The 22,664-nt window shown below is 72.7% G+C and carries 26 protein-coding genes; 16 read left to right on the top strand and 10 right to left on the bottom strand.

What is annotated here, in order from left to right:
• Positions 1-79: 79 nt before the first annotated feature.
• Positions 80-298, bottom strand: a complete 219-nt coding sequence (locus ABD333_RS15725) for a TetR family transcriptional regulator (protein WP_344541552.1) — start codon at positions 296-298, stop codon at positions 80-82.
• A gap of 102 nt (positions 299-400) precedes the next feature.
• Between ABD333_RS15725 and ABD333_RS15720 the strand changes: the two genes are divergently transcribed.
• Positions 401-1,021, top strand: a complete 621-nt coding sequence (locus ABD333_RS15720; RefSeq protein ID WP_344541550.1) for a methyltransferase family protein — start codon at positions 401-403, stop codon at positions 1,019-1,021.
• On the opposite strand, the gene ABD333_RS15715 is transcribed toward ABD333_RS15720, so the two are convergent.
• The 3 genes from ABD333_RS15715 to ABD333_RS15705 all read right to left on the bottom strand — a co-directional run bounded on the left by ABD333_RS15715 (position 952) and on the right by ABD333_RS15705 (position 4,486).
• Positions 952-2,244 (bottom strand): alkaline phosphatase family protein, encoded by a 1,293-nt coding sequence (locus tag ABD333_RS15715; RefSeq protein WP_344541548.1) that lies wholly within the window; start codon positions 2,242-2,244, stop codon positions 952-954. The genes ABD333_RS15720 and ABD333_RS15715 overlap by 70 nt on opposite strands.
• A 114-nt stretch (positions 2,245-2,358) precedes the next feature.
• Positions 2,359-3,798 (bottom strand): M20/M25/M40 family metallo-hydrolase, encoded by a 1,440-nt coding sequence (locus ABD333_RS15710; RefSeq protein ID WP_344541547.1) that lies wholly within the window; start codon positions 3,796-3,798, stop codon positions 2,359-2,361.
• A gap of 88 nt (positions 3,799-3,886) precedes the next feature.
• Entirely contained in the window at positions 3,887-4,486 is a 600-nt protein-coding gene (locus ABD333_RS15705) for a hypothetical protein (protein ID WP_344541545.1), read from the bottom strand.
• A 462-nt stretch (positions 4,487-4,948) separates the two neighbouring features.
• Here ABD333_RS15705 and ABD333_RS15700 point away from each other — a divergent pair, with 462 nt between their 5' ends.
• Positions 4,949-5,428, top strand: coding sequence for a helix-turn-helix transcriptional regulator (locus ABD333_RS15700; protein WP_344541543.1), 480 nt, complete (start codon positions 4,949-4,951; stop codon positions 5,426-5,428).
• Positions 5,429-5,459: 31 nt separating this feature from the next.
• Here ABD333_RS15700 and ABD333_RS15695 read toward each other — a convergent pair whose 3' ends face one another.
• Positions 5,460-6,308: an SDR family oxidoreductase gene (locus ABD333_RS15695; protein WP_344541541.1), complete on the bottom strand. Its 849-nt coding sequence runs from the start codon at positions 6,306-6,308 to the stop codon at positions 5,460-5,462.
• Between the two features lie 147 nt (positions 6,309-6,455).
• Between ABD333_RS15695 and ABD333_RS15690 the strand changes: the two genes are divergently transcribed.
• From ABD333_RS15690 to ABD333_RS15675, 4 genes are all read left to right on the top strand, one after another.
• Positions 6,456-6,647, top strand: coding sequence for a hypothetical protein (locus tag ABD333_RS15690; protein WP_344541539.1), 192 nt, complete (start codon positions 6,456-6,458; stop codon positions 6,645-6,647).
• Positions 6,648-6,767: 120 nt separating this feature from the next.
• Positions 6,768-7,850 (top strand): iron-containing redox enzyme family protein, encoded by a 1,083-nt coding sequence (locus tag ABD333_RS15685; RefSeq protein WP_344541537.1) that lies wholly within the window; start codon positions 6,768-6,770, stop codon positions 7,848-7,850.
• Between the two features lie 5 nt (positions 7,851-7,855).
• Positions 7,856-8,515, top strand: a complete 660-nt coding sequence (locus ABD333_RS15680) for a HemK2/MTQ2 family protein methyltransferase (protein WP_344541586.1) — start codon at positions 7,856-7,858, stop codon at positions 8,513-8,515.
• Positions 8,493-8,756 (top strand): CDGSH iron-sulfur domain-containing protein, encoded by a 264-nt coding sequence (locus tag ABD333_RS15675; protein ID WP_410558485.1) that lies wholly within the window; start codon positions 8,493-8,495, stop codon positions 8,754-8,756. Before ABD333_RS15680 ends, ABD333_RS15675 begins: the two co-directional genes overlap by 23 nt.
• 7 nt (positions 8,757-8,763) lie before the next feature.
• Here ABD333_RS15675 and ABD333_RS15670 read toward each other — a convergent pair whose 3' ends face one another.
• A complete protein-coding gene (locus ABD333_RS15670; protein ID WP_344541533.1) occupies positions 8,764-9,168 on the bottom strand; it encodes a DUF3291 domain-containing protein in 405 nt (134 codons plus the stop codon).
• A gap of 115 nt (positions 9,169-9,283) precedes the next feature.
• On the opposite strand from ABD333_RS15670, the gene ABD333_RS15665 reads away from it, so the two are divergent.
• The 7 genes from ABD333_RS15665 to ABD333_RS15635 all read left to right on the top strand — a co-directional run bounded on the left by ABD333_RS15665 (position 9,284) and on the right by ABD333_RS15635 (position 15,526).
• The gene (locus ABD333_RS15665) at positions 9,284-9,841 is read left to right on the top strand and encodes a TetR/AcrR family transcriptional regulator (protein WP_344541584.1); all 558 of its coding nucleotides are present in this window, start codon (positions 9,284-9,286) and stop codon (positions 9,839-9,841) included.
• 122 nt (positions 9,842-9,963) lie between these two features.
• Positions 9,964-10,653: a GTP cyclohydrolase II gene (locus ABD333_RS15660; RefSeq protein ID WP_344541531.1), complete on the top strand. Its 690-nt coding sequence runs from the start codon at positions 9,964-9,966 to the stop codon at positions 10,651-10,653.
• Positions 10,646-11,446: a CDP-alcohol phosphatidyltransferase family protein gene (locus ABD333_RS15655; RefSeq protein WP_410558483.1), complete on the top strand. Its 801-nt coding sequence runs from the start codon at positions 10,646-10,648 to the stop codon at positions 11,444-11,446. Before ABD333_RS15660 ends, ABD333_RS15655 begins: the two co-directional genes overlap by 8 nt.
• Positions 11,406-12,380 (top strand): zinc-dependent alcohol dehydrogenase, encoded by a 975-nt coding sequence (locus tag ABD333_RS15650; protein ID WP_344541529.1) that lies wholly within the window; start codon positions 11,406-11,408, stop codon positions 12,378-12,380. Before ABD333_RS15655 ends, ABD333_RS15650 begins: the two co-directional genes overlap by 41 nt.
• A 13-nt stretch (positions 12,381-12,393) precedes the next feature.
• Positions 12,394-12,792, top strand: coding sequence for a 6-pyruvoyl trahydropterin synthase family protein (locus ABD333_RS15645; RefSeq protein ID WP_344541528.1), 399 nt, complete (start codon positions 12,394-12,396; stop codon positions 12,790-12,792).
• Positions 12,789-14,636 carry a glycosyltransferase gene (locus tag ABD333_RS15640; protein WP_344541527.1) on the top strand — a complete coding sequence of 616 codons (1,848 nt, stop codon included), beginning with the start codon at positions 12,789-12,791 and terminating at the stop codon, positions 14,634-14,636. The genes ABD333_RS15645 and ABD333_RS15640 overlap by 4 nt, the downstream gene beginning before the upstream one ends.
• On the top strand, positions 14,633-15,526 hold the full coding sequence (locus ABD333_RS15635) for a lysylphosphatidylglycerol synthase transmembrane domain-containing protein (protein WP_344541526.1): 894 nt from the start codon (positions 14,633-14,635) through the stop codon (positions 15,524-15,526). Before ABD333_RS15640 ends, ABD333_RS15635 begins: the two co-directional genes overlap by 4 nt.
• Here the strand turns inward: ABD333_RS15635 and ABD333_RS15630 are convergent.
• Positions 15,413-16,147 (bottom strand): creatininase family protein, encoded by a 735-nt coding sequence (locus tag ABD333_RS15630; protein ID WP_344541525.1) that lies wholly within the window; start codon positions 16,145-16,147, stop codon positions 15,413-15,415. The two genes, ABD333_RS15635 and ABD333_RS15630, sit on opposite strands and share 114 nt — an antisense overlap.
• A gap of 63 nt (positions 16,148-16,210) precedes the next feature.
• Between ABD333_RS15630 and ABD333_RS15625 the strand changes: the two genes are divergently transcribed.
• Positions 16,211-16,831 (top strand): histidine phosphatase family protein, encoded by a 621-nt coding sequence (locus ABD333_RS15625; RefSeq protein WP_344541524.1) that lies wholly within the window; start codon positions 16,211-16,213, stop codon positions 16,829-16,831.
• Between the two features lie 45 nt (positions 16,832-16,876).
• Here the strand turns inward: ABD333_RS15625 and ABD333_RS15620 are convergent, their stop codons facing one another.
• The 3 genes from ABD333_RS15620 to ABD333_RS15610 are packed head-to-tail and all read right to left on the bottom strand — an operon-like array spanning position 16,877 to position 18,448.
• On the bottom strand, positions 16,877-17,998 hold the full coding sequence (locus tag ABD333_RS15620) for a carboxylate-amine ligase (RefSeq protein WP_344541523.1): 1,122 nt from the start codon (positions 17,996-17,998) through the stop codon (positions 16,877-16,879).
• A 55-nt stretch (positions 17,999-18,053) separates the two neighbouring features.
• Entirely contained in the window at positions 18,054-18,239 is a 186-nt protein-coding gene (locus ABD333_RS15615; RefSeq protein WP_344541522.1) for a hypothetical protein, read from the bottom strand.
• Positions 18,239-18,448, bottom strand: a complete 210-nt coding sequence (locus ABD333_RS15610; RefSeq protein ID WP_344541521.1) for an HGxxPAAW family protein — start codon at positions 18,446-18,448, stop codon at positions 18,239-18,241. The genes ABD333_RS15615 and ABD333_RS15610 overlap by 1 nt, the downstream gene beginning before the upstream one ends.
• Positions 18,449-18,629: 181 nt before the next feature.
• Between ABD333_RS15610 and ABD333_RS15605 the strand changes: the two genes are divergently transcribed.
• Positions 18,630-20,456, top strand: a complete 1,827-nt coding sequence (locus ABD333_RS15605) for a methylmalonyl-CoA mutase family protein (protein ID WP_344541520.1) — start codon at positions 18,630-18,632, stop codon at positions 20,454-20,456.
• On the top strand, positions 20,453-22,663 hold the full coding sequence (scpA, locus tag ABD333_RS15600) for a methylmalonyl-CoA mutase (RefSeq protein ID WP_344541518.1): 2,211 nt from the start codon (positions 20,453-20,455) through the stop codon (positions 22,661-22,663). Before ABD333_RS15605 ends, scpA begins: the two co-directional genes overlap by 4 nt.
• Position 22,664 lies beyond the last annotated feature (1 nt).

Genomic DNA, 22,664 nt, shown 5'->3' with positions numbered 1-22,664 from the left:
CAAAGCGAGCCAACCCTCGGAGGGCGGCAGGAAGTACTCGAGCCAGCCCGCCCGACATCCTGCGGCAGGCTACGGGCAGCTAACCCGACCACGATGCCGCTGCAGCCATAGAAGTCGGGAAGTACTGGTACAGCGAGCCGATCGAGTGCCCCGCCGCCTCGGCGATGCGGTTGGTGGTCCCGGCGGCGTACCCGTACTCGGAGAAAACGCGAGCAGCCGCCGCCAGCAGCCGCTCACGCGTCTCGACCGCGCGCTGCTGACCTGGTGCTTTTCTGGGACGCAGCCGCCTGTCGGGCACCGCCCGTGACCTCCGCGAAAGCGAGTAGCCGGCAAGTCGAGCAATTGCTCACAATCGAGGTGAGCCTAGTCGCCGGATCCCGATTCCGTCCTGGAGGTCGTCGTGGCCGTGTCAGCGCTGGTGGTCTATCTCGTCTGGGCGCTTCTGGCGTTCGGACTGCGGAGCTGGGTGCAGTGGCGCCGCACCGGCGACACGGGATTCCGTGGCGCGAACCTCGGCCGAGGAACGGCGCAGTGGCGGGTGCGGGCGCTGTTCGCCGTCGCCGTGCTCGCCGGCTTCGCCGGTCCCGTCGCCGCCCTGGCCGGGCTGGACGCCGTCGGGGTGCTCGACCGCCCGGCGGTGCGCGTGGCGGGACTGGCCGTGGCGGTCACGGGTGTGGCCGCGACGGTGGCGGCCCAGTGGTCGATGGGCGCGTCATGGCGGATCGGCGTGGACGAAGGGGAGCGCACCGAGCTGGTCACCTCGGGAGCGTTCACCCTGGCCCGCAACCCCATCTTCACCGCGATGATCGTCACCATGGCCGGGCTGACCGCCATGGTGCCCAACCCGGCCACGCTGATCGCTCTCGCTCTGGTGGTCGTCGCGATCGAGATGCAGGTCCGGATGGTGGAGGAGCCCTATCTGGAGCGGGTCCACGGTGACGCCTACGCGCGCTACCGCGCGGAGGTCGGCAGGTTCGTGCCGTGGGCGGGCCGCCTCCACAGTTCGCGGCCCTCGGCCTGAGCGGGCGGCAGCGCGCCCAGCAGCGCGCTGATCGTCGGGATCACGTCGACCGTGCGCGGCGCGAGCGGCGGCCGTCGCGGTACGCCGGGGCCCGCGATGACCAGCGGCACACGCGTCTCGGCGAGCGTGGCGTGCGCCCCCTTCTCCTTGCCCGCGGGCGGCATCGCGGCCGGCGGCACGAACGACCACGGGCGGCGTGCTTCGAGGACGAAGTCGCCCTCGCTCGGCGCCGCGCGCAGGCGCTGCAGATCCGCGCGATCGTGGACGCGGGCGATCTGGCGGGTGCGGGCGAACAGGCGGTGCAGCTCCCCGCGCCGGCCCGTCGCGGAGCCGCGCAGGTAGACGGCGGCGGCCCGCTCGTTCTCGGCGAGGACGACCTCGGTGTCCGGCCGGGGCGACTGCCCCCGAAAGACGATCTGGGCGCGGAAGCCCGCGTCCGCCAGCCGCGCGAGCAGCCGGTCGTGCATCGTCCTGCTGAACGCGGTCATGCCGTGGTCGGAGGTGACGACGAACGTGGTGTCGTCGAACGTCCCGGCGTCGCGGGTCGCCTGGACGATCCTGCCGAGGTAGGTGTCGAACCTCGCCAGCAGGGCGGGGATCCCCGGCGACCGCGGCCCCTCGGCGTGGCCGAGCGTGTCCACCTCGGAGCAGTAGACCGCGAGGAAGTCGGGCACCTTGGGCACCGTCACCTCGGCTGGGCCGGACCGCACCGGCTGCCGCCGGATGATGCGCGCGGCGTTCTCGGAGTTGCCCTCGCACGATGATTCCTGCGTGTAGAGCCTGGACGGGTCTCCGTAGTAGGCGCCCTTGTTCTCGACGATGTACCAGCCGGCCGACGCGATCGTGCGGCCCTGGCGGGTGAGGCTCTGCGCGATGGTCTCCGCGTTGATCGTGCGGTTCTGGCCGGTGATGACGTTGCTCGCGCGGTCGTAGACGTAGGCCGCGTTGTGGTGGGTCGACGGAAAGGCTCCCGTGGCCAGCGAGGCGCGGTTGGGATTGGAGATCGCGCGGTAGGTGCCGGTCGCGAAGGACAGGCTGCCCCGCCGCCGCAGCGCGTCCAGGTTGGGCATCGAGGCGCGGCGCAGGTACGACGGATCGATGCCGTCCCAGTCGACCAGCACCACGTGCCGGCTCCGGGGCTCGTCCGCGCCCGCGGCGACGGCCGGCGACGACACCACGGCCACGGTGACAGCGGTGAACGCGGTGAGCAAGGCCGATGGCATGGGGGTCCCTTCACAGACGTCCGCCCATGTATCGCGAGCGCGCGCGACCGCCCGCCGGCGTGGGCGTGAACGAATCCAGGCGTGGCGATGAAATGAGGTACGCCCCGCCTCCGGTCAGCTCGCGAGCCGCGGGAAGGCGACGGGACTGCGCAGTCCCCGGCGGTCGACGGCGCGCAGGCCGAACTGGACGTTGTCCTTGGCGAGGTCGATCGTGGCCGTGGTGACGTCGCCGACGTCGATCCGGTGCGTCCAGTCCGCCGCCGTGGTCTCCCGCCAGACCACCTCGTATCCGGCGAGCCCGGGATCGGTGCCGCGGTCCCAGGTGAGCGTGGTGGTGTTGGTGAGCAGCGCCGAGACGATCCGCGCGTTCTTGGGCGTGCCGGGTCCCTGCGCCAGCGACCACAAGGCCGCGCCGTTCACCCTGGCGACGCGCGCCATGTAGCCGAAGTCGACGAACTGGACGAGATCGCCGAACTGCACGCCGTTCTCGACGCGGACGTCCTGGTGCTCGTGGTCGTAGTTCTCCCTCGGCTCGGTGAACCGCGCCGCCGGATATCCCTGCCGGAGGAACGAGATGTGGTCGCTGCCGCGCAGGTAACGGTCGCGCCGCCAGACCACGCGGACGTTCATGCCGGTCTGGTCGTTCTGCGCGACGTTCTGGACGAACCGCGCGAGCTGACGCGACGGCCCGTCGTTCTCGCCGCCGATGGACTGCCGGATCGACGCCTCGGCCGGGGTCTCGGTGGTCGGTACGCCCTCCACGAACAGCCTGACGGTGTACGGGTCGGGTCGCGTGCCGTCCCAGGCCCTGCTCGCGCCGACGATGTCGTTGCTGAACATGGCCTGCACGTCCGCGCCGGCCTCCTTCATCCGGGCGGCCATGTGCGCCGATCCGTAGAGCCCCTGTTCCTCGCCCGAGACCGCGGCGAACACCAGGGTGCCGTGCGTGCGGCGGGTCGCGAACAGGCGGGCGAGCTCCATGACGACGGCGACACCCGAGGCGTCGTCATCGGCGCCCGGCGCGTCGGCGGTCGCGTTCATGACGTCGGTGACACGGGAGTCCAGGTGCCCGGTGACGACGTACACCCGTTCGGGCGAGACGTCCCCGCGCAGCGTGGCGATGACGTTGGTGATGGTGGTCGGCGCCGGGATCCGCGGCGAGACGGGCTGGACGAACGACTGTTTCTCGACGGTCATGCGGCCGCCCGAGGCCGTCGCGAACTCCAGCATCCGCGCGTACACCCATTCGGTCGCCGCGCCGATGCCGCGCTTTGGGTCGTCCTGGCTGGACAAGGTGTGCCTGGTGCCGAAGCCGACCAGCCGCAGGACGGTGGCGCGGATCCGGTCCGGGTCGACCTCGCGCAGCAGGTCGCGCAGTTCCCTGCCGGGTCGCTGAGGGGTGAGGGGGCGGCCGGGCCCGGGTGCGGGCGCGTGGCCGGTGTCCGCGGACGCCTGGTCCGCGAGGAGGGGCGCCGAGACCGCGGTGACGGTGACGGCGGAGGCGGAAAGGAACACACGGCGGCTGGCGCCGGTGCCGGCGTCATGCTTCTTCATGAACCGAACCAATACGACATTCGGCAACAAGTCCACCATCAGCTCCCGGTATCCCTGAGCTGACCGGATCCGGGCGGCGCCGGCCGTCTCAGCCGAGCACCCAGGAGTCGCCGTCCCATCGCAGGATGTGCTTGCGTTCGGTGGTCCGCGCCGTCATGTGGCCGCTCGTCCAGGCGAGGTCGGTGAAGTCCACCCAGACCCTCCCGTCCGCCTCGACCGTGCCGCCGCGTACGACGGCCGTCTTCAGCGCCTGCACCTCCTTGGCGGAGTTGTACTTGGTGATGTTCTTGGCGTGCCACCGGCACTTGGCCATCGAGCCGAACCGCGACTCGGCGAAGGCCTTGGTGACGTAGCGGTCGCAGGCTGAGGCGTCGCCCCTGCCGAGCGCGCGCAGCCAGGCCTGCAACGTCGACCGTGCGCCCGCGAGCCCGGTCCCGGGAGCCTTGGCCGTCGTCTTGGCGGGCTTGGCGGTGGAAGGAGCGGGCGTGGCGGGCCCGGCCGGGGTCGGCCCGGCCTGAGTCGGCCCGGCCTGACGGGGATCGCGGTCCTCGTCCTCGGTGAGCAGTCCGATCGCGACAACGGCGATCGTGCCGAGAACGACGAGCAGCGGGAGCAGCAGACCCAGGTTGACCGCGCGCCCGCGCCGCCGGGTCACGCGCGCCTCGGTCACGGTGTGGCGTCCGCTCACGGCGGCCCTCCTCGGTCGGTCGCCCCGATACTAGATCGAATTCGGGCGCCGACGAGAGGGGCGGACGAGGAGCCGCGGATCAGCGAACGAGGAGCCGCGGATCAGCGAACGGGCCGGGCGCGGGCTAGCGGCACAGCACCCAGGAGACCCCGGCGCGCGGGCTCGCCGAAGCGGCGTCCCGGCGAATCCGGCAGGGGGATCCGCGGAGTGAGAACCGGCGCGCGGTCGCCTGCGAGAGCGGGATCATGACCCTTCCCTTCTGACATTCCATTTCGAGGCTATCGGCGAGGCGGGTACGGCGGAACGGTAAGAAAGGATTAGGCGGAAGGGGCCAGAAGCGGACCACGATCGACCATATCTTTGCACGTCAGCAGCTTATTTTCGGCTTGGCTGGAACATACACTCAATACCTCCGGCGCCCGGGTCGCGCCATTGTGCGTCATTATGATCACGGAGTGGAACGTGGGCGAAAACCTCCTGCCGCGTACCGACGAGGACGAGGACGGCGGAGACCGGGAGGCCGCCGAGATGCTGATCATCCGGATGTCCGCCCGCGCGCTCATCCGGGAGGCCGCCGGCCATCTGCGGAACCTCAGCAGCGTCATCGAGAGCCTGGAGCGTCTCGTCGGTCCCGGTATCGGGCCGGACGCCGCGGTGCCGTTCCCGCGCCCGGGCGGGGGCGAGCACGGTCAGGAGACGGTGGCGGCGGCGCGCGCGGATTCGGTGAGCAAGCTGACCGTCCGTGAGCGGGACGTCCTGGACCTGCTCGTCCAGGGCCTCTCCAACCGGCTCATCGCGCGCGCTCTCCGCATCTCCGAGCCCACCGTGAAGAACCACCTCCACGCCATCTTCCTCAAGCTGGAGGTCGCCGACCGCACGCAGGCGATCGCGAAGGTCCTCGGCACCGCCCCGCCGGAGGGCGTACGAAAGATCAGCGGCTGACCCGTTCCGCGGACGGGCCAGGAGGCGTCCGCTACCCGGGGTGGATCTCGCCGCCGGCGGGGACGAGGTTCTGGCCGGTGTAGTACGACGACAGCCTGTTGCTGGCGAAGAAGACGTAGGACGGCGCGATCTCGTCGGGCTGCCCGGGCCGCCCCATGGGCGTCTGCTCGCCGAAGCCCTCCACCCGTTCGGAGTCGAACGTGGCCGGGATGAGCGGTGTCCAGACCGGCCCCGGCGACACGGTGTTGACCCGGATGCCGCGCTCCTGCAGGGACTGGGCCATCGACTGGGCGAAGGTCATGGCCGCGGCCTTGCTCGCCGCGTAGTCGATGAGGCTCTTGTTGCCGCGCAGGCCGTTGATCGAGCCGGTGATGACGATCGAACCGTCGTCCGGCAGGTGGTCCAGCGCCGCCTGCACGGTCCAGAAGAGGCTGTACACGTTGACGTGGAACGTGCGTTCCAGATGACCGGTGTCGATCTCCCGCACGTCCTTGACCGGGTCCTGGGTGCCGTGGTGGAGCACGAGCACGTCGAGGCCGCCCAGTTCGGCGACCGCGCGGCCGACGACGTCGCGGCAGTGGCCCTCGTCGGCCATGTCGCCGCCCATCGTCAGGCACCGGCGCCCCTCGGCCTCGACCAGGCCGGCCGTGTGCCGGGCGTCGGCGTCCTCCTCCAGGTAGGCGATCGCCACATCGGCGCCCTCCTTGGCGAACGCCACCGAGACCGCCCGCCCGATCCCGGAGTCGCCGCCGGTGATCAGGGCGCGCTTGCCCGCAAGCAGCCCGCGTCCTTCGTAACCGCGCATCTCGTCCCGCGGCTCCGGCTCCATCGCGCCGGTCTCGCCCGGGTACCGCTGGCTCTGGCCGGGAGGCCCGCCCATGACATCCCCCTCTGCTCGCTGCCGATTCCCGTTTTCGCCGTACCCCGATCACGATCGTCAAACGTGTTTTCAGCCACCATTTGCCCTGCATAAGGGCTAGATCGCCGGGTACGCGAAGGGAATCGGCATAGAGGGGAGATGAGACAGATGCCTAATCCTCAGCAACCCGAGATCCGGCGGTCGGAGCGCACGGCCGTGACGGAGGAACCTCCGCCCGAGGCCACCGACCCGAAGGCGGGCGGCCAGAAGGGGCACGCCCACGGCACCGACAAGGGCGACAAGGGCGGGGGCAAGGGGGGCGGTGTCCCACCCGGCCAGCGGCCTCCGCATCCGACCTAGCTGTTTGACCGGCGCCGCCGGGGAATCGGCGACCGTCCGTCGCGGGCGGCGCGGCCGATTCGCCCGGCGGCGCCGGCACGACGGTCGTGGACATGCCGCACGCTAGCTGACGGAGGATCGATGACCGCGAACGTTATGGACAGCGCTCTGACCGTGACACCGGAAGCCGAAGCGCCGCCCCTGCCGGAGCCTCGCGGCCCGCTGTCGGAGGCCGTGCTCGCCATGCTGAGGCGGAGCCCGCAGAGCGCTGGGAGCGGGTCGCCCTCTCCGGCCACGGTGGCCGGAGCCGATCCCCTCGGCGAAGACCTCCAGCTGGCGCTGTACGTCTGTTACGAGCTGCACTACCGAGGCTTCGCGGGCGTGGCGGCCGGGTGGGAGTGGGAGCCGTCCCTGCTGGCGGTGCGCGCGTCCATGGAACGCGAGTTCCTGGGGTCGCTGCGCGAGCACGTGCCCGGCGGCGACGACGTCGCGGGCGTCATCGACGAACTGCTGGTCGAGCCGGTCGACGCGGACGGGGTGAGCCGGCATCTGCGGGACTCCGGCGAGCGGTGGCAGCTGCGGGAGTACGTCGCGCACCGTTCGCTCTACCACCTCAAGGAGGCCGATCCCCAGGCGTGGGTGATCCCGCGCCTGCGCGGCCGTGCCAAGGCCGCTCTTGTCGCGGTGGAGTTCGACGAGTACGGCGGCGGACGCGCGGAACGGATGCACTCGCGCCTGTTCGCCGACCTGATGGAGGAGCTCGGCCTCGACCCGGCCTACGGCGCGTACCTGGACGCGGCCCCGGCGGTCATGCTCGCGAACGTCAACATGATGTCGTTGTTCGGCCTGCACCGGGCACTGCGCGGAGCCATGGTCGGCCACTTCGCGGTCGTCGAGATCACCAGCCCGCCCGGCGCCCAGCGGATGGCGCGCGCGCTGGAACGTCTGGACGTCGGGCCGAGGGGGCTCCGGTTCTTCACCGAGCACGTCGTGGCGGACGCCGTGCACGAGCAGGTGATGCGCCGGGACGTGATCGGCGGCCTGCTGGAGTCCGAGCCCGGGCTCGCCTCCGACATCGTGCTCGGCGTCCAGGCCACCGGCTTCCTGGAAGACCGGCTCGCCGGGCACCTGCTCGGCCGCTGGCGATCGGCCCCGGCCCGCTCCTCGTTGCGGCGGCCCCTGGAGGGCGACGGGTGTTTCGGCACGGACCACGGAGGTAATTGAGCACGATGTTGCTGCTGCGACCACCAGGCGTGTACCGCCCCCAGGGCGACACCGACCTGCTCAGCGCGGCCCTGCGGCGTACGCCCGTGGCGGCGGGCGCACGGGTGCTGGACATCGGCACCGGGACGGGCGCCGTCTCGGTGGCCGCGGCCCGCCGCGGCGACTGCCGGGTGACGGCGGTCGACGTCTCGGCGCGCGCCGTCCTGGCGGCCCGGCTCAACACGATGGTCCGGGGGCTGCGGGTGCGCGTCATGCGAGGGGATCTGTTCGCGCCGGTCCGCGGCCAGGCCTTCGACCTCATCCTCGCCAACCCGCCGTATGTGCCGGGACATGCGCCCATGCCTTCCCTCCACAGCCGCGCCCGCGCCTGGAACGCCGGTCTCGACGGCAGGCGCGTGCTCGACCGCATCTGCGCGCAGGCTCCGGCGCATCTCGCGCCGGGAGGCACGCTGCTGATCGTGCACTCGGCCCTGAGCGGGGAGGCGGCGACCTTGGAGGCCCTGCGTGCCGCCGGGCTGACCGCCTGGGTGACCGCCCGCAGCACCGAACCGTTCGGCCCGGTCCTGCGGGCGAGGGCCGGCGTCCTGGAGCGGCGGGGGCTGATCCGCCCCGGGCAGCGTTACGAGGAACTGGTGGTGATCCGTGCCGACCGCGCCTCGAACTGACGCCACACGGGTGACCGTGGTGCCCGGCGGCCCGATTCTGGTGGAGGGGCCGGTCGAGGTCACGCTTGAGGACGGCACCGTCGAACGTTCCGACCGCTTCGTGACGGCCCTGTGCGCCTGCCGCCGCAGCCGTGCCTATCCATTCTGCGACACGAGCCATCGACGCCGCGTCCGTACGGACAGTGGCAAGCCTGACGCTGGCAAGCCGGACACCGGCAAGGCTGGCGACGAAGGCGGCTGACTCGTTCTCACGACGCCTTGGCCGCGCGTTCCGCCGCGATGCGGCGCTCGGCCTCGGCCCAGTCGATCGGCAGCTCGCTGACCGGGACCTCCCAGTAGACGAACGTGCTTTCGCGCATCGCCCCGCGCAGCCGGCGCATCGTCGACTTGTGCGGCTCGGCGTTCGCGTAGCCGTACAGCGCCGGCTTGTCGCTCCACGCCGACAGGGTCCAGAACGTGCGGCGCAGGAGCTGTGCCTTCAGGGCGACGCCCCAGGCCCCGGGAGTGCGCCGGGCCTGGCGCCACACCGCGATCGAGGCGAGGAAGAAGCCCGGCACCTGGCGCAGCGAGCGCAGCTCGAAGCGGGAGGCCATGACCAGCGCCTGGGCGTCCGGCTCGGGGGTCTGGGGCTCGGTCCACGGGATGGTCGGCATGGCGGGGTCCTTTCGCGGCTTCCCAAATCTTGTCACTGGCAAGATTGCCCGGTTCGCCCGGAACTTGTCAATGGCAAGATAGGCTCGTGGTACCCGTACCGAGGAGGCGAGACCGATCAGCCCGGACACCTACCACCACGGCAACCTGCGGCGCGTCATCATCGACGCCGCCGTGTCGGCGATCGGCGAGTCGGGCACGGCGACGTGGAGCCTGCGCGAGCTCGCCAGGCGCGCGGGCGTGTCGCACGCGGCGCCGGCCCACCACTTCGGTGACAAGACCGGTCTGCTGACCGCCGTCGCCGCGGAGGGCTTCACCCTGTTCGCCGACGCGCTGGCCGCCGCGGGAGAGGACTTCCTCGAAGTCGGCCTGGCCTACGTGCGCTTCGCGACCGAGCACCGCGCCTACTTCGACGTGATGTTCCGGCCCGACCTCTACCGGGACGACGACCCGGACGTGCGGGCCGCGGCGTCCCGCGCCCACGACATCCTGGTGCGCGGCGCCGCCCGCACGCTCCCCGCCGGGTCCGGCGACGAGCGGGCCGCCGCGATCGCGGCCTGGTCGATCGTGCACGGTTTCGCCGGACTGTGGCTGAGCGGGGCGCTGCCGGACGACCTCGGGGACTCGGCCGAGGCCGCCGCGCGCCCGGTGCTGAAGGTGCTGACCGATCGCTGACCTCCCCTGAGCGGCTCACCGGAGAACAGATCCCGGAAGTACGGCCATGCACTGAACCTCCAGGCGGGGTGGCGTGCGTACAAGGGCTGAGCCGGTGCTTCGGTGAACTGACAGGGGAGACGATGCGTGACCAAGACATGCAGCTGACGGAAGTGGCCGAGTCGGGCCTGACGACACGGCGCGGCCCGTTCCGCGCGATCGCGTTCCGGGACCCGGTCGACCGGCACGAGCACCTGGCCCTGGTCTTCGGGGACACGGCCCTCGCGGAGACGGGCGCGCGGCACGGCGTCCTGGTGCGGACGCACTCCGAATGCATGACGGGGGACATCTTCGGCGCGCTGCGCTGCGAGTGCGGGGAGCAGCTCAACACGGCGCTGGACATGATCGTCCGCGAGGGCGCCGGAGTGCTGGTCTACCTGCGCGGGCACGAGGGCCGCGGCATCGGGCTGGTCGCGAAGATCCGTACCCACATCCTCCAGGACGAGCAGGGGCTCGACACGATCGACTCCGCGACGGCGCTCGGCCTGCCCGTGGACGTGCGCGACTACGGCCCCGCGGCCCGGGTGCTCCGGCATCTCGGCATCGGTTCGGTGCGGCTGATGTCCAACAATCCCGACAAGGTGACCGCCCTGGAGTCGTACGGGATCACGGTGGCGGCGCGCGTCCCGATCCTCGCGCCCGCGCACGCGGGCAACCTCGCCTACCTCACCGCCAAGCGCGACCGGCTCGGCCACGACCTGCCGCACCTGACCTACGACGACGCGGCCTACGAGAACCCGGCCTGCGGCAACGTGGAAGGTGCCTGTGGCTGAGCGGGGCGGTCAGGCCCACCTGCTGCCGGTCGCCCGCGCGCGGCCGCGTGAGCCCTGGCCGTACGCGGGAACGTGTGCGGGCGCGTGTGCACAGGCCGGCCTGCTGGCGGTGCTGTGGGCGGGCTTCGGCCTGGGCCCGGTGGCGTGGTCGGCAGGGGCCGCCTACGCCGTGGCGCTGCCCGTCCTGCTCGCCTCCGCGATGCGGCGATGGGGGCGCCGGCGGCTGGGACCCGCCGATCGCGTCACGTTCGCCCGCGCGGTCCTCGTCGGCGGTGTCACCGCGCTCGTGGCCGACGGAGCCAGGGAGGGCGCGGCGCTCGCCATCCTCGTGGTGGCGGCCGCCGTGGCGCTCGTCCTGGACGGCGTCGACGGGCAGGTCGCCCGGCGGACCGGAACGGTGTCGCCCCTCGGCGCGCGGTTCGACATGGAGGTCGACGCCTTCCTCATCCTGGTGCTGAGCGTCCACGTCGCCTTCGTCGCCGGACCCTGGGTGCTCGCGATCGGCGCCATGCGCTACGCCTTCGTCGCGGCCGCCTGGGTCATGCCGTGGCTGCGCGCGGAACTGCCGCCGAGCCTCGCCCGCAAGGCGGTCGCCGCCCTGCAGGGAATCGTGCTGGTCGTGACCGGCGCCGGGGTGCTTCCGATGCTCGCCGTGACCGTTCTGGCCGGGCTGGCGCTGGCGGCGCTCGGGTGGTCGTTCGGACGCGACGTCGCCTGGCTGCGGCGCGCGTCCCTGACTCCGGAAGGTGACGATGGAACGCGCCGCACGCGCCTTCTGGCTGCGGTCTCCTGAGAAGGGTGAGATCCGGGCCACCGGCCTCCCCGAGACCGGCCCGGACGAGGTGCTGGTACGGACCCTGTATTCGGGCGTGAGCCGGGGCACGGAAACGCTGGTCTTCCAGGGCCGGGTGCCCGAGAGCCAGTACGAGGTGATGCGGGCGCCCTTCCAGGAGGGCCACTTCCCCGCGCCCGTCAAATACGGCTACCTAAACGTCGGCGTGGTCGAGGACGGGCCGCCCGGGCTCCTCGGCCGGAACGTCTTCAGCCTCTACCCGCACCAGACGCGGTTCGTCGTCCCCGCGAGCGCCGTGACGGTCGTTCCCGACGCGGTACCGCCCGGCAGAGCGGTGCTGGCCGGGACCGTGGAGACGGCCGTGAACGCGTTGTGGGACGCGGCGCCGCTGGTGGGGGACCGGATCGCCGTCGTGGGAGCCGGCATGGTCGGCTGCTGCGTCGCCAGGCTGCTCGCCGGCGTCCCCGGCGCGCGGGTCCAGCTGGTGGACGTCGATCCGGACCGCGCCGCCGTCGCCGAACGGCTCGGTGTCGCGTTCGCCCCGCCGTCGCGGGCGGCGGGGGAGTGCGACCTGGTCCTGCACGCCAGCGCCACCGAGGCCGGGCTCGCCCGTTCGCTGGAACTGCTCGGCCGCGAAGGGGAGGTCGTCGACCTCAGCTGGTACGGCGACCGGCGGGTCTCCCTGCCGCTCGGAGAGGCGTTCCACTCCCGCCGCCTCACCGTGCGCGCGAGCCAGGTGGGTTCGGTCTCCCCGGCGCGGCGGGCACGGCGGACCCACGCCGACCGGACGGCACTGGCGCTCGACCTGCTCGCCGACCCCGCGTTCGACGCCCTCATCACCGGCGAGAGCGCCTTCGAGGACCTGCCGGACGTGCTGTCCCGGCTGGCCTCCGGCGCGCTGCCCGCCCTGTGCCACCGCATCACCTACGGCTGAGAGGAAGCGCCCGTTGTTCAGCATCACCGTCCGCGACCATGTGATGATCGCCCACAGCTTCCGCGGCGAGGTGTTCGGGCCCGCGCAGCGGCTGCACGGCGCGACCTTCGTCGTGGACGCGACGTTCCGGCGCCCCGGCCTCGACGCGGACAACCTCGTCGTCGACATCGGCCTCGCCACCCGGGAGCTGCGCGCGCTGCTCGGCGAGCTCAACTACCGCAACCTCGACGACGAGCCGGAGTTCGCCGGGGTCAACACCTCGACCGAGTTCCTGGCCAAGGTCATCGCCGACCGGCTCGCCGGGCGGGTGAACGAGGGACTCCTCGGCGAAGGGGCACGCGGTCTGGAGGGCATCACCGTCACGCTGCACGAGTCGCACGTCGCCTGGGCGAGTTACGAGCGTGCCCTATGAACCTTCCGTACGTCGTCGTGCCCGGTGATGTCGACGACGCGGCCGTGCCCAGCGGCGGGAACCTCTACGACCGCCGCCTCCGCCGCCACCTGGCCACGGCGGGCGAGATCGCGGTGCCGGGCACGTGGCCGCGGCCGGACGAGGCGGCGAAGGCGGGGCTGACACGGGCGCTGGCCGCCCTGCCCGACGGCTCCGTGGTGCTGCTCGACGGGCTCGTCGCCTGTGGTGTGCCGGACGTCGTGGTGCCCCAGGCGCGGCGCCTGCGGCTCGCGGTCCTGGTGCACCTGCCGCTCGCCGACGAGACCGGGCTGCCGCCTGAGGTGGCCGCCGAGCTGAACGTACTGGAGCACGAGACCCTGCACGCGGCGGGCGCCGTCGTGGCCACCAGCCACTGGGCCGCGCGCCACCTGATCGACCGCCACGGGCTGGCGCCGGGACGGGTGCATGTCGTGCCCCCGGGAGTCGATCCGGCCGCGCCGGTGGCGGGCACGGACACGGGGACGCGGCTGCTGTGCGTCGGCTCGCTGACCCCGCGCAAGGGGCACGACCTGCTCGTCGAGGCTCTCGCGGCCGTCGCGGACCTGCCGTGGACCTGCGTGTTCGCCGGCCCGTCCGGCCGCGCCCCGGACCACGCCGGCGACCTGCGGCGGTCGATCGAGCGGCACCGGCTCGCCGCCCGGATCGAGCTGGCGGGTCCGCGCACCGGTGAGCGGCTGGACGCCGAGTACGCCGGCGCCGACCTGCTGCTCCTGCCCTCCCGCGCCGAGACGTACGGCATGGTCGTGACCGAGGCCCTGGCCCGGGGCGTTCCCGTGCTGGCGACGGCGGTCGGCGGCGTGCCCGAGGCGCTCGGGCACGTGCGCGACGGCGGAATCCCGGGCCTGCTCGTACCGCCGGACGACGTGCCCGCGCTCGCCGCCGCGCTGCGCCGGTGGCTGGGCGACGACGAGCTGCGGAGACGGCTCAGGGCCGCAGCTTGGGAACGGCGCGGGACGCTCACGGGATGGGAGGAGACCGCGCGGCGCATGGCCGCCGTACTGGACCGGCTCGCTCCCCGCTTCAGCCCCGGCTGGCTGGCACTCCGCGAGGACGCCGACGCCGCCGCCCGCGCCGCGCGGCCGGTCGACGCGCTGCCCGCGGGCGGGCCGCGGCGGACCATCCATGACCTCGGCTGCGGCACCGGTTCGATGGGACGCTGGCTCGCCGGACGGCTGACCGGCCCCCAGCACTGGGTCCTGCACGACCGGGATGCCGAGCTGCTGCGGCGCGCGGCGCGCACCATGCCGGACCGCGCGGCCGACGGGAGCCCGGTGACCACCGAGACCCGGGAAGGCGACATCACCGGTCTCCGCACCGCCGACCTGGCCGACGCCTCGCTGGTGACCGCCTCGGCGTTGCTCGACCTGCTCACGTCCGGCGAACTGGCCGCGCTGGCCGAGGCGATCGCGGGTGCCCGCTGCCCGGCCCTGCTCACGCTCTCGGTCACCGGCAGAGTCGAGCTGACCCCCGCCGATCCCCTGGACACCGAGATCGAGGCCGCGTTCAACGACCACCAGCGGCGGTCCGGGCTCCTCGGGCCGGCCGCCGTGGCCGCGGCCACCGAGGCGTTCGAGCGTCATGGCGCCAAGGTGCGCGCCTATCCCAGCCCGTGGCGGCTCGGCCGCCCGGACCACGCCGCGCTGACCTCCGAGTGGCTCCGCGGCTGGGTCGGCGCGGCCTGTGAGCAGCGGCCCGGCCTGGAGCCACGGGCCCGGGACTACCTCTGGCGGCGCCTTGACGCCTGCGCGCAGGGCGCGTTGCGCGTCGTCGTCCACCACACCGACCTGCTCGTGGAGCCATCGTGAAGCGGACCCTGTGCGGAGTCGTCATCCTGACCGTCCTCGTGTGGTGGCAGAGCACGGACGCCTTCCTCGACGCGTTCCGTGTCATCGGCGCCGGTCCCGCCGTCGCCGCCCTCGCCATCGGCGTACTGACCACGGTGCTCAGCGCCGCCCGGTGGAGCCTCGTGGCGCGGGGACTCGGACTGCGGCTGCCGATGACGACGGCCGTCGCGGACTACTACCGGGCGCTGTTCCTGAACGCGGTGCTCCCGGCGGGCGTGCTTGGCGACGTCCACCGAGCGGTGAGCCACGGCAGGGACGAGGGGGACGTCCGCCGGAGCGTACGGGCGGTGGTCCTGGAACGCGCGGCCGGGCAGGCCGTGCTCATCGTCGTCGCCCTCGCCGTCATGCTGTCGGCCGGCGGTGTGGTGCCCGGCCGGGCCGTCGGTGCCGTGCTGCTGTGCGTGCTCGCCGCGGCCGCCGCGCTGGCCGTGGTCTCGCGGAGCGTCTGGCCGGGCGTCGTGCTCCTCTCGGCGGCGACCCTGGCCGGATACGTCGCCCTCTTCGTCGTCGCGGGACGGCTCGCGGGCGTGACCGCTCCGATCACCGACCTCGTGCCCCTGGCGCTCGTGGCCCTGGTCGTGATGGCGCTGCCGGTGAACGTCGGCGGCTGGGGACCGCGGGAGGCGGCCTCGACGCTGGCCTTCGGCACCGCCGGGCTCGGCGCGTCGCAGGGCCTCACCGTCGCCGTGGTCTACGGCGTGCTCGCGCTCATCGCGAGCCTGCCGGGCGCCGCGGTCCTACTGCTCGCCCGCCGCCGCGCCGGTGTCCCGGTCCAGGAGGGCGAGGTACTCGCCGAACGACCTGACCAGGCTCGCGAGAAGGTCCTTGCCCTTGCCGGCCGAGGCCAGTGACGGCCGCCCGACCACGCCCGACCGGGTGTAGGCCGCCATGCCGAGGGTGAGCAGATGCTTGCGATCATCGGCCAGGTGGTCGCCGGACTCGTAACCGGGCCGCACGAGCCCCGGATGGGCGTGCAGCAGGATGGACGTCTCGATCTCGCCCGCGTGCATGTCGCTGTCAAGCGAGGTCTCGATCCCGGCGTCCTCCCGCGCCGCCTCCCAGTCCTGGACGCCAGGGAAGAGGGCCATCGCGCCATGCGCCTCCTGGACGATGTTGCCGAGCACGTAGTTGCCGCCATGACCGTTCACCAGGACGAGCCGGGGAACGCCTGAGCGGCCGAGCGACTCCGCGATGTCCCGGACCACCGCGTGCAGCGTCCGCGCCGAGATGCTGACGGTGCCCGGCCAGTCCGCGTGCTCGTGCGAACACGAGATCGTCACGGGCGGGAGATGGAGGACGGGATACGCGGCGGCGATCTCCTGGGCGACCGTGCACGCGATCACGGTGTCCGTCGCCAGCGGGAGGAACGGGCCGTGCTGCTCGAAGCTGCCGACGGGAAGCACCGCGACCCGCCGGTCCCGGGCGTCGGCCGTGCCGCTCTGCGGGAGGAGAGAAGAGATCACGCCGTCCATTCTGGTGCGACGCGGCTTCGTCCTCGACGAGAATGACGCACGCCCGGGGGAAAGGACCTCACGATGACCCGACTGGTTCTGGTGCGCCACGGCGAGACCACGTGGCACGCGGAGAACCGCTACGCGGGGGTCACCGACGTGCCGCTCACCCCGCGCGGTCTCGACCAGGCACGCCGGCTCGCGGACTGGGCGAGGACGGCCGGCCTCGCCGCCGTGTGGTCGTCGGACCTGACGCGCGCCAGGCTCACCGCCGAGCCGTGCGCCGAGGCGGCCGGGCTCCCGCTCTGCATCGACGAACGGCTCCGGGAACTGAACTTCGGCCGTGCCGAGGGCCTCACACGGGCGGAGATGCGCCAGCGGTTCCCCGAGGCGCTCCAGGCGTTCCACGCCGACCCGGTGAACGGGCACCTGCCCGGTGGCGAAGACCCGGCCGCCGCCGCTGGCCGTTTCACCGCGTGCCTGAACGACATCGCCCGGCGGCACCCGGACAAGCGGATCCTCGTCATCGCCCACACCACCGCCATCCGCCTGGCCCTCTGCACCCTCCTCGGACTCCCGCTTCCGGGCTACCGGAGGCTGTTCCCGTCCGTGCGCAACTGCGCCCTCACCGAGATCCGCGTCGAGGACGGCGACGTAGCCCTCCTCGCGTTCAACACCCCGACCGAATCCCTCCAGCCGCGCTGACCGTCCGTGTCCTGGCCGCCGGTGACCACTTCGTTCCGAACGAGCTCACCCCATGTTGTCGGCGGCGCCGCCTGCGCTGGCCAGGGTTCGGAGCGCGGCGGCGTCGACCACGTCGGTGAGGCGGTCGCGGCGGCGGAAGGCGGCTCGCTGGCGGTGGGCTCCGGTGCCGGTGGTCAGGAGGCGGCGCAGGCCGATGGTCGCGTGGTCGAGGTCTCCGCTGTCCTGGAGGGCGTCGCGGACGTGGGCGAGGAGCCCCGCGGCGAGGTCGCGCTGGGCGGCGGGCCTGCCGGTGAACGTGTCGAGGCCCGTGCCGGACAGGCCGTCGCGGGCGGCGAGCCAGCAGGCCGCGCGCAGCGTCTCGGGCGCGGGGTCCGGCGCTGGAACGCCCCTCTCGACGGCGGTGACCGACCGCTGGACGAGGGCGCGGGTGAGGGCGGCGAACAGCACGGCGTCGTCGGCGGTCAGGGCCACGTCGCCCAGCCTGATCTCGATGGTGGGGAACCGGATGGACGGGCGGACGTCCCAGAAGAGCGTCGCCGGGTCCATCAGCGCGCCGCAGGCGAGGAGTCTCTCGACGGTCTCGTCGAAGTGGGCCAGGGAGCGGAAGAAGGGCGGGGGACCGGCCACGGGCCAGCGAGCCCACGACATCACGCGCCAGCAGGCGTGGCCGGTGTCGCGGCCCGCCCAGTACGGCGAGTTGGCCGCGAGCGCCAGGAGTGTTGGGAGCCAGGGACGCAGGTGGTTGCTCACCTCCACCGCGAGGGCGCGGTCGGCGATGCCGACGTGCACGTGGCAGGAGCAGATGCTCATCTCGTCGTCGAGTGCCCGGTAGTGCGCCAGGCTGTCGGCGTAACGGGGGCCGCGGCTGATCGGGGGAGGCACCGGGTCGCCGAGGACCGGGGTGCCGGTGGCGGCGAGGCGCAGGTCCTCGGCGGCGGCCGCGGCCGCCATCGCGGCGCGCATCGTGCGGATCTGCTCGTCGAGCTTGGTGAGGTCGTCGCAGGGCGAGGTCTTGGCCTCGGCCACGGAGGCGACCAGCTCGGTGGAGGCGCGGTCGCCGAGATCGGCGGACGCGCGGGCCACGACGGCCGGGGCGCGGGGAACGACGCGTCTCGACACCGGGTCGACGACGAAGTACTCCTCTTCGACACCGAATCTGAGGGCCATCCCACCACCTCTGCGGCGACGCCTCTTCGACGTTACGTGGTGGGGGAGGGCTTTGCTAGCGGCCCGGCTCGAAGAAGATCATGACGATGGCCGCGACGTGCATGAGCACGACCATGGCGATGCCGACGGCGAAGAGGGTCCTGGCCGGGGCGTGCTCGAAGTACCTGCCGGGCTTCAGCGGCCCCCGCTCGCGCTGCCGGGCGGCGATCCGCTCCTCGAACGGGGGCCGGTTGAAGATCACTATTGGCGCGGGTCGTCGACGATGACGTCGGTCATGATGTCGACCGCCCAGGCGACCGCACAGCCGATCAGGATGACCGCCGAGCCGCCCCAGAACATCGGCCAGTTGGGGCCGAGGACGAGCGCGACGCCGCCGAGCGCGAAACCGATGAAGATGATCGTCACCGCGACCCAGGACTTCGGCCGTCCCGCGTGGCTGCCACTCGACATGCGTGCTACCTCTAACCTTCGTGAACGGACCTTGCCGCGGAAAACCTTAGCAACGGGCGCTCCGGACGCCGCTCCGGGGTTAGCGGACGGCCCGATCGGGCATTGTGGCGTACGTCATAGACTGGTCGGTCAAGGGACCCCGCTCATCATGACAAGTACGCACTCGCTTACCATCCCTGCCATGACGGTGCCGCCTGAAGAACTCGACCTGGCCGCCGCCTTCCCTCCGGCTGAGCGGGACCGGTGGCGGGAGCTGGTGAAGGGTGTGCTGCGCAAGTCCGGCGCAGCGGCCGACGACACGCCCCTGGACGAGATCGAGGGGCTGCTGGCCCGCGACTCCTACGACGGCGTCCCGATCGCCGCCCTCTACACCAGGGACGACACGGTGCCCGGCCGTCCCGGGCTGGCGCCGTACGTGCGGGAGGTCCGTCCGGACGGCGAGGGCCTGGCCGGCTGGGACGTCCGGCAGCGCCACGTTCATCCCGATCCGGCCGTCACCCGTCAGGCGGTCCTCGCCGACCTGGAGAACGGCGCGACGTCGGTGTGGCTCACCCTCGGCGCGGCGGGCCTGCCGGTGGCGGCACTGCCTGAGGCGCTGCGCGACGTGTACCTCGACCTGGCGCCGGTCGTGCTGGACGCGGGCAGCGACACCGCCGAGGCGGCCGAGGCGCTCTTCGCGCTGGCCCAGGAGCGCGACCAGGCGGCCAACGTGTCGGGCAACCTCGGTGCCGACCCCCTGGGGCTCAAGGCCCGCACGGGCGGTCCCGACGCCGGCCTCGGCCGGGTCGCGGAGCTGGCCGCACGGTGCGTACGTGACTTCCCCAAGCTGCGCGCGGTCACCGTCGACGGCACCGTCTACCACGACGCGGGCGGCAGCGACACGGAGGAGCTCGGCGCCGCGGTGGCCGCCGGTGTCGCCTACCTCCGGGCGCTCACCGACGCCGGGCTGAGCGTCGACGAGGCGTTCGGGCAGCTGGAGTTCAGGCTGGCGGTCAACGCCGACCAGTTCCTCTCCATCGCCAAGCTGCGCGCCGCGCGGCGGTTGTGGCGGCGGGTGGCCGAGGTGAGCGGGGCCGCCGACGGCACCGTCATGCGCGTCCATGCGGTCACGTCGTCGGCGATGATGACCCGCCGCGACCCGTGGGTGAACATGCTCCGCACCACCGTGGCGGCGTTCGCGGCCGGCATCGGCGGCGCCGACGCGGTCACCGTCCAGCCGTTCGACGCCAGGCTCGGCCTGCCCGACGACTTCGCCCGGCGGATCGCGCGCAACACCCAGACGCTCCTCCTGGAGGAGTCGAGCCTGGCGCGCGTCGTCGATCCCGCGGGCGGCTCCTGGTACGTGGAACGGCTCACCGAAGACCTCGCGCAGGCCGCGTGGGCGTGGTTCACCGACATCGAGAAGGCCGGAGGACTGGCCGCGGCCCTCGGCTCCGGGCTGGTCGCCGACCGGCTGGCGGCCACCTGGGCGCGGCGCCGCAAGGACATCGCGCGCAGGAAGGCGCCGCTCACCGGGGTGAGCGAGTTCCCCAACCTGAACGAGAAGCTGCCGGAGCGGTCCCCGGCCCCCGAGCAGCCGGACGGCGGGCTGCCGCTCGTACGGTACGCACAGGACTTCGAGGCGCTGCGCGACAGATCCGACGCGCACGCCGAGGCGACGGGCGCCCGTCCCAAGGTCTTCCTGGCCACACTCGGGCCGATCGCCGTGCACACCGCCCGCGCCTCGTTCGCCGCCAACCTCTTCCAGGCGGGCGGCATCGAGACCGTCAGCGGGGCGCCGGAGGAGTTCGCGGGCAGCGGCGCGGCGGTGGCCTGCCTCTGTTCCAGCGACAGGCTCTACGCGGAGCGGGCGGCCGATGCCGCGCGCATACTGAAGGACGCGGGTGCGATCAAGGTGTGGCTCGCGGGCAAGGGTTCCTTCGACGGGGTGGACGCACAGATCTTCGCCGGATGCGACGCGGTCGAGGTACTGGAGACCACCCTCCACGACCTGGGAGTGAGCCGATGATCCCCGACTTCGCCGAGATCGAGCTCGGCACGCCGGGCTGCGCCGACGATGCCGCCAAGCGGTGGCGCGCGGCCGTCACCGAGTCGACCGGGCAGGACCCGGACGCCCAGACGTGGGACACGCCCGAGGGCATCGGCGTCCGGCCGCTCTACACCGGCGACGACCTGGCCGGGCTGGACTTCCTCGACACCTACCCCGGCATCGCGCCGTACCTGCGCGGTCCCTACCCCGCCATGTACGCGACGCAGCCGTGGACGATCCGCCAGTACGCCGGGTTCTCCACCGCCGAGGAGTCCAACGCGTTCTACCGGCGCAACCTCGCCGCGGGCCAGAAGGGCCTGTCCGTCGCGTTCGACCTGGCCACGCACCGCGGCTACGACTCCGACCACCCGCGCGTCGCGGGCGACGTCGGCATGGCCGGGGTGGCGATCGACTCGATCTACGACATGCGGCAGCTGTTCGACGGCATCCCGCTGGACGAGATGAGCGTGTCGATGACCATGAACGGCGCGGTGCTGCCCGTGCTGGCGCTCTATATCGCGGCCGCCGAGGAGCAGGGGGTGGCGCCCGAGCAGCTGGCCGGGACCATCCAGAACGACATCCTCAAGGAGTTCATGGTCCGCAACACCTACATCTACCCGCCGGCGCCCTCGATGCGGATCATCTCCGACATCTTCGCGTTCACGTCGCGGCGGATGCCGAAGTACAACTCCATCTCGATCTCCGGCTACCACATCCAGGAGGCCGGGGCCACGGCCGACCTGGAGCTGGCCTACACCCTGGCCGACGGCGTCGAGTACATCCGGGCGGGCCGCGAGGCGGGTCTCGACATCGACGCGTTCGCGCCGCGCCTGTCGTTCTTCTGGGCGATCGGCATGAACTTCTTCATGGAGGTCGCCAAGCTGCGTGCGGCGCGGCTGTTGTGGGCCAGGCTGGTCAAGCGGTTCGACCCGCAGAACGCCAAGTCGCTCAGCCTGCGCACCCACTCGCAGACGTCGGGCTGGTCGCTGACCGCCCAGGACGTCTTCAACAACGTGGCGCGCACCTGCGTCGAGGCGATGGCGGCGACGCAGGGCCATACCCAGTCGCTGCACACCAACGCGCTCGACGAGGCGCTCGCGCTGCCGACGGACTTCTCGGCCCGCATCGCCCGCAACACCCAGCTGCTGCTGCAGCAGGAGTCCGGCACGACCCGCACGATCGACCCGTGGGGCGGCAGCGCGTACGTCGAGCGGCTCACCTACGACCTGGCGCGCCGGGCGTGGGCCCACATCGAGGAGGTCGAGGCGGCCGGGGGCATGGCCAAGGCCATCGACGAGGGCCTGCCCAAGCTGCGCATCGAGGAGGCCGCCGCCCGGACCCAGGCGCGCATCGACTCGGGCCGGCAGCCGGTCATCGGCGTCAACAAGTACCGCCCCGGCGCCGACGAGCGCATCGAGGTCCTCAAGGTCGACAACGCGTCGGTGCGCGCCCAGCAGATCGAGAAGCTGCGGCGCCTGCGCGAGGAACGGTCGGAGGCCGACACGCGGGCCGCGCTGGCCGCGCTGGCCAACGCCGCGCAGGCCGCCGAGGACGGCACCCGCCCGGACGACCTCGCGCACAACCTGCTCGCCCTGGCCATCGACGCCGCCCGGGCCAAGGCCACCGTGGGCGAGATCTCCGACGCGCTGGAACGGGTGTACGGGCGGCACGCCGCGCAGATCCGTACGATCTCCGGCGTGTACCGGGAGGAGGCAGGCCAGGTGAGCGCCATCGAGCAGGCCCGCGCCGCGACCGCCGAGTTCGAGGCGGCGGAGGGGCGGCGGCCGCGCATCCTGGTCGCCAAGATGGGCCAGGACGGGCACGACCGCGGCCAGAAGGTCATCGCCACGGGCTTCGCCGACCTCGGCTTCGACGTCGACGTGGGCCCGCTCTTCCAGACGCCCGGCGAGGTCGCCCGCCAGGCGGTCGAGGCCGACGTGCACATCGTCGGAGTGAACTCGCTCGCCGCCGGGCACCTCACCCTGGTGCCCGCGCTGCGCGCGGAGCTGGCCGCCCTGGGCCGCGACGACATCATGATCGTCGTCGGGGGCGTCATCCCGCCCCAGGACTTCGACGAGCTCCGCGCCGCCGGGGCCGCGGCGATCTTCCCGCCGGGCACCGTGCTCGCGGACGCCGCGCTCGGCCTGCTGCGGGAGCTGTCGGCCAGGCTGGGACACGCCGCGTGAG

The sequence above is a fragment of the Actinomadura fulvescens genome (genome assembly GCF_039533225.1).
Taxonomy (GTDB): domain Bacteria; phylum Actinomycetota; class Actinomycetes; order Streptosporangiales; family Streptosporangiaceae; genus Spirillospora; species Spirillospora fulvescens.
Note: the sequence above shows the minus strand (reverse complement) of the source record. Positions and strands in the feature narration are given on the sequence as shown.

Bases quoted from the DNA above. Each gene is read 5' to 3' on its own strand.
- ABD333_RS15715 (WP_344541548.1), bottom strand. From the start codon at position 2,244: ATGCCATCGGCCTTGCTCACCGCGTTCACCGCTGTCACCGTGGCCGTG.
- ABD333_RS15710 (WP_344541547.1), bottom strand. From the start codon at position 3,798: ATGAAGAAGCATGACGCCGGCACCGGCGCCAGCCGCCGTGTGTTCCTT.
- ABD333_RS15695 (WP_344541541.1), bottom strand. From the start codon at position 6,308: ATGGGCGGGCCTCCCGGCCAGAGCCAGCGGTACCCGGGCGAGACCGGC.
- ABD333_RS15690 (WP_344541539.1), top strand. From the start codon at position 6,456: ATGCCTAATCCTCAGCAACCCGAGATCCGGCGGTCGGAGCGCACGGCC.
- ABD333_RS15685 (WP_344541537.1), top strand. From the start codon at position 6,768: ATGACCGCGAACGTTATGGACAGCGCTCTGACCGTGACACCGGAAGCC.
- ABD333_RS15680 (WP_344541586.1), top strand. From the start codon at position 7,856: ATGTTGCTGCTGCGACCACCAGGCGTGTACCGCCCCCAGGGCGACACC.
- ABD333_RS15670 (WP_344541533.1), bottom strand. From the start codon at position 9,168: ATGCCGACCATCCCGTGGACCGAGCCCCAGACCCCCGAGCCGGACGCC.
- ABD333_RS15660 (WP_344541531.1), top strand. From the start codon at position 9,964: ATGCGTGACCAAGACATGCAGCTGACGGAAGTGGCCGAGTCGGGCCTG.
- ABD333_RS15650 (WP_344541529.1), top strand. From the start codon at position 11,406: ATGGAACGCGCCGCACGCGCCTTCTGGCTGCGGTCTCCTGAGAAGGGT.
- ABD333_RS15640 (WP_344541527.1), top strand. From the start codon at position 12,789: ATGAACCTTCCGTACGTCGTCGTGCCCGGTGATGTCGACGACGCGGCC.
- ABD333_RS15630 (WP_344541525.1), bottom strand. From the start codon at position 16,147: ATGGACGGCGTGATCTCTTCTCTCCTCCCGCAGAGCGGCACGGCCGAC.
- ABD333_RS15625 (WP_344541524.1), top strand. From the start codon at position 16,211: ATGACCCGACTGGTTCTGGTGCGCCACGGCGAGACCACGTGGCACGCG.
- ABD333_RS15620 (WP_344541523.1), bottom strand. From the start codon at position 17,998: ATGGCCCTCAGATTCGGTGTCGAAGAGGAGTACTTCGTCGTCGACCCG.
- ABD333_RS15610 (WP_344541521.1), bottom strand. From the start codon at position 18,448: ATGTCGAGTGGCAGCCACGCGGGACGGCCGAAGTCCTGGGTCGCGGTG.
- ABD333_RS15605 (WP_344541520.1), top strand. From the start codon at position 18,630: ATGACGGTGCCGCCTGAAGAACTCGACCTGGCCGCCGCCTTCCCTCCG.
- scpA (WP_344541518.1), top strand. From the start codon at position 20,453: ATGATCCCCGACTTCGCCGAGATCGAGCTCGGCACGCCGGGCTGCGCC.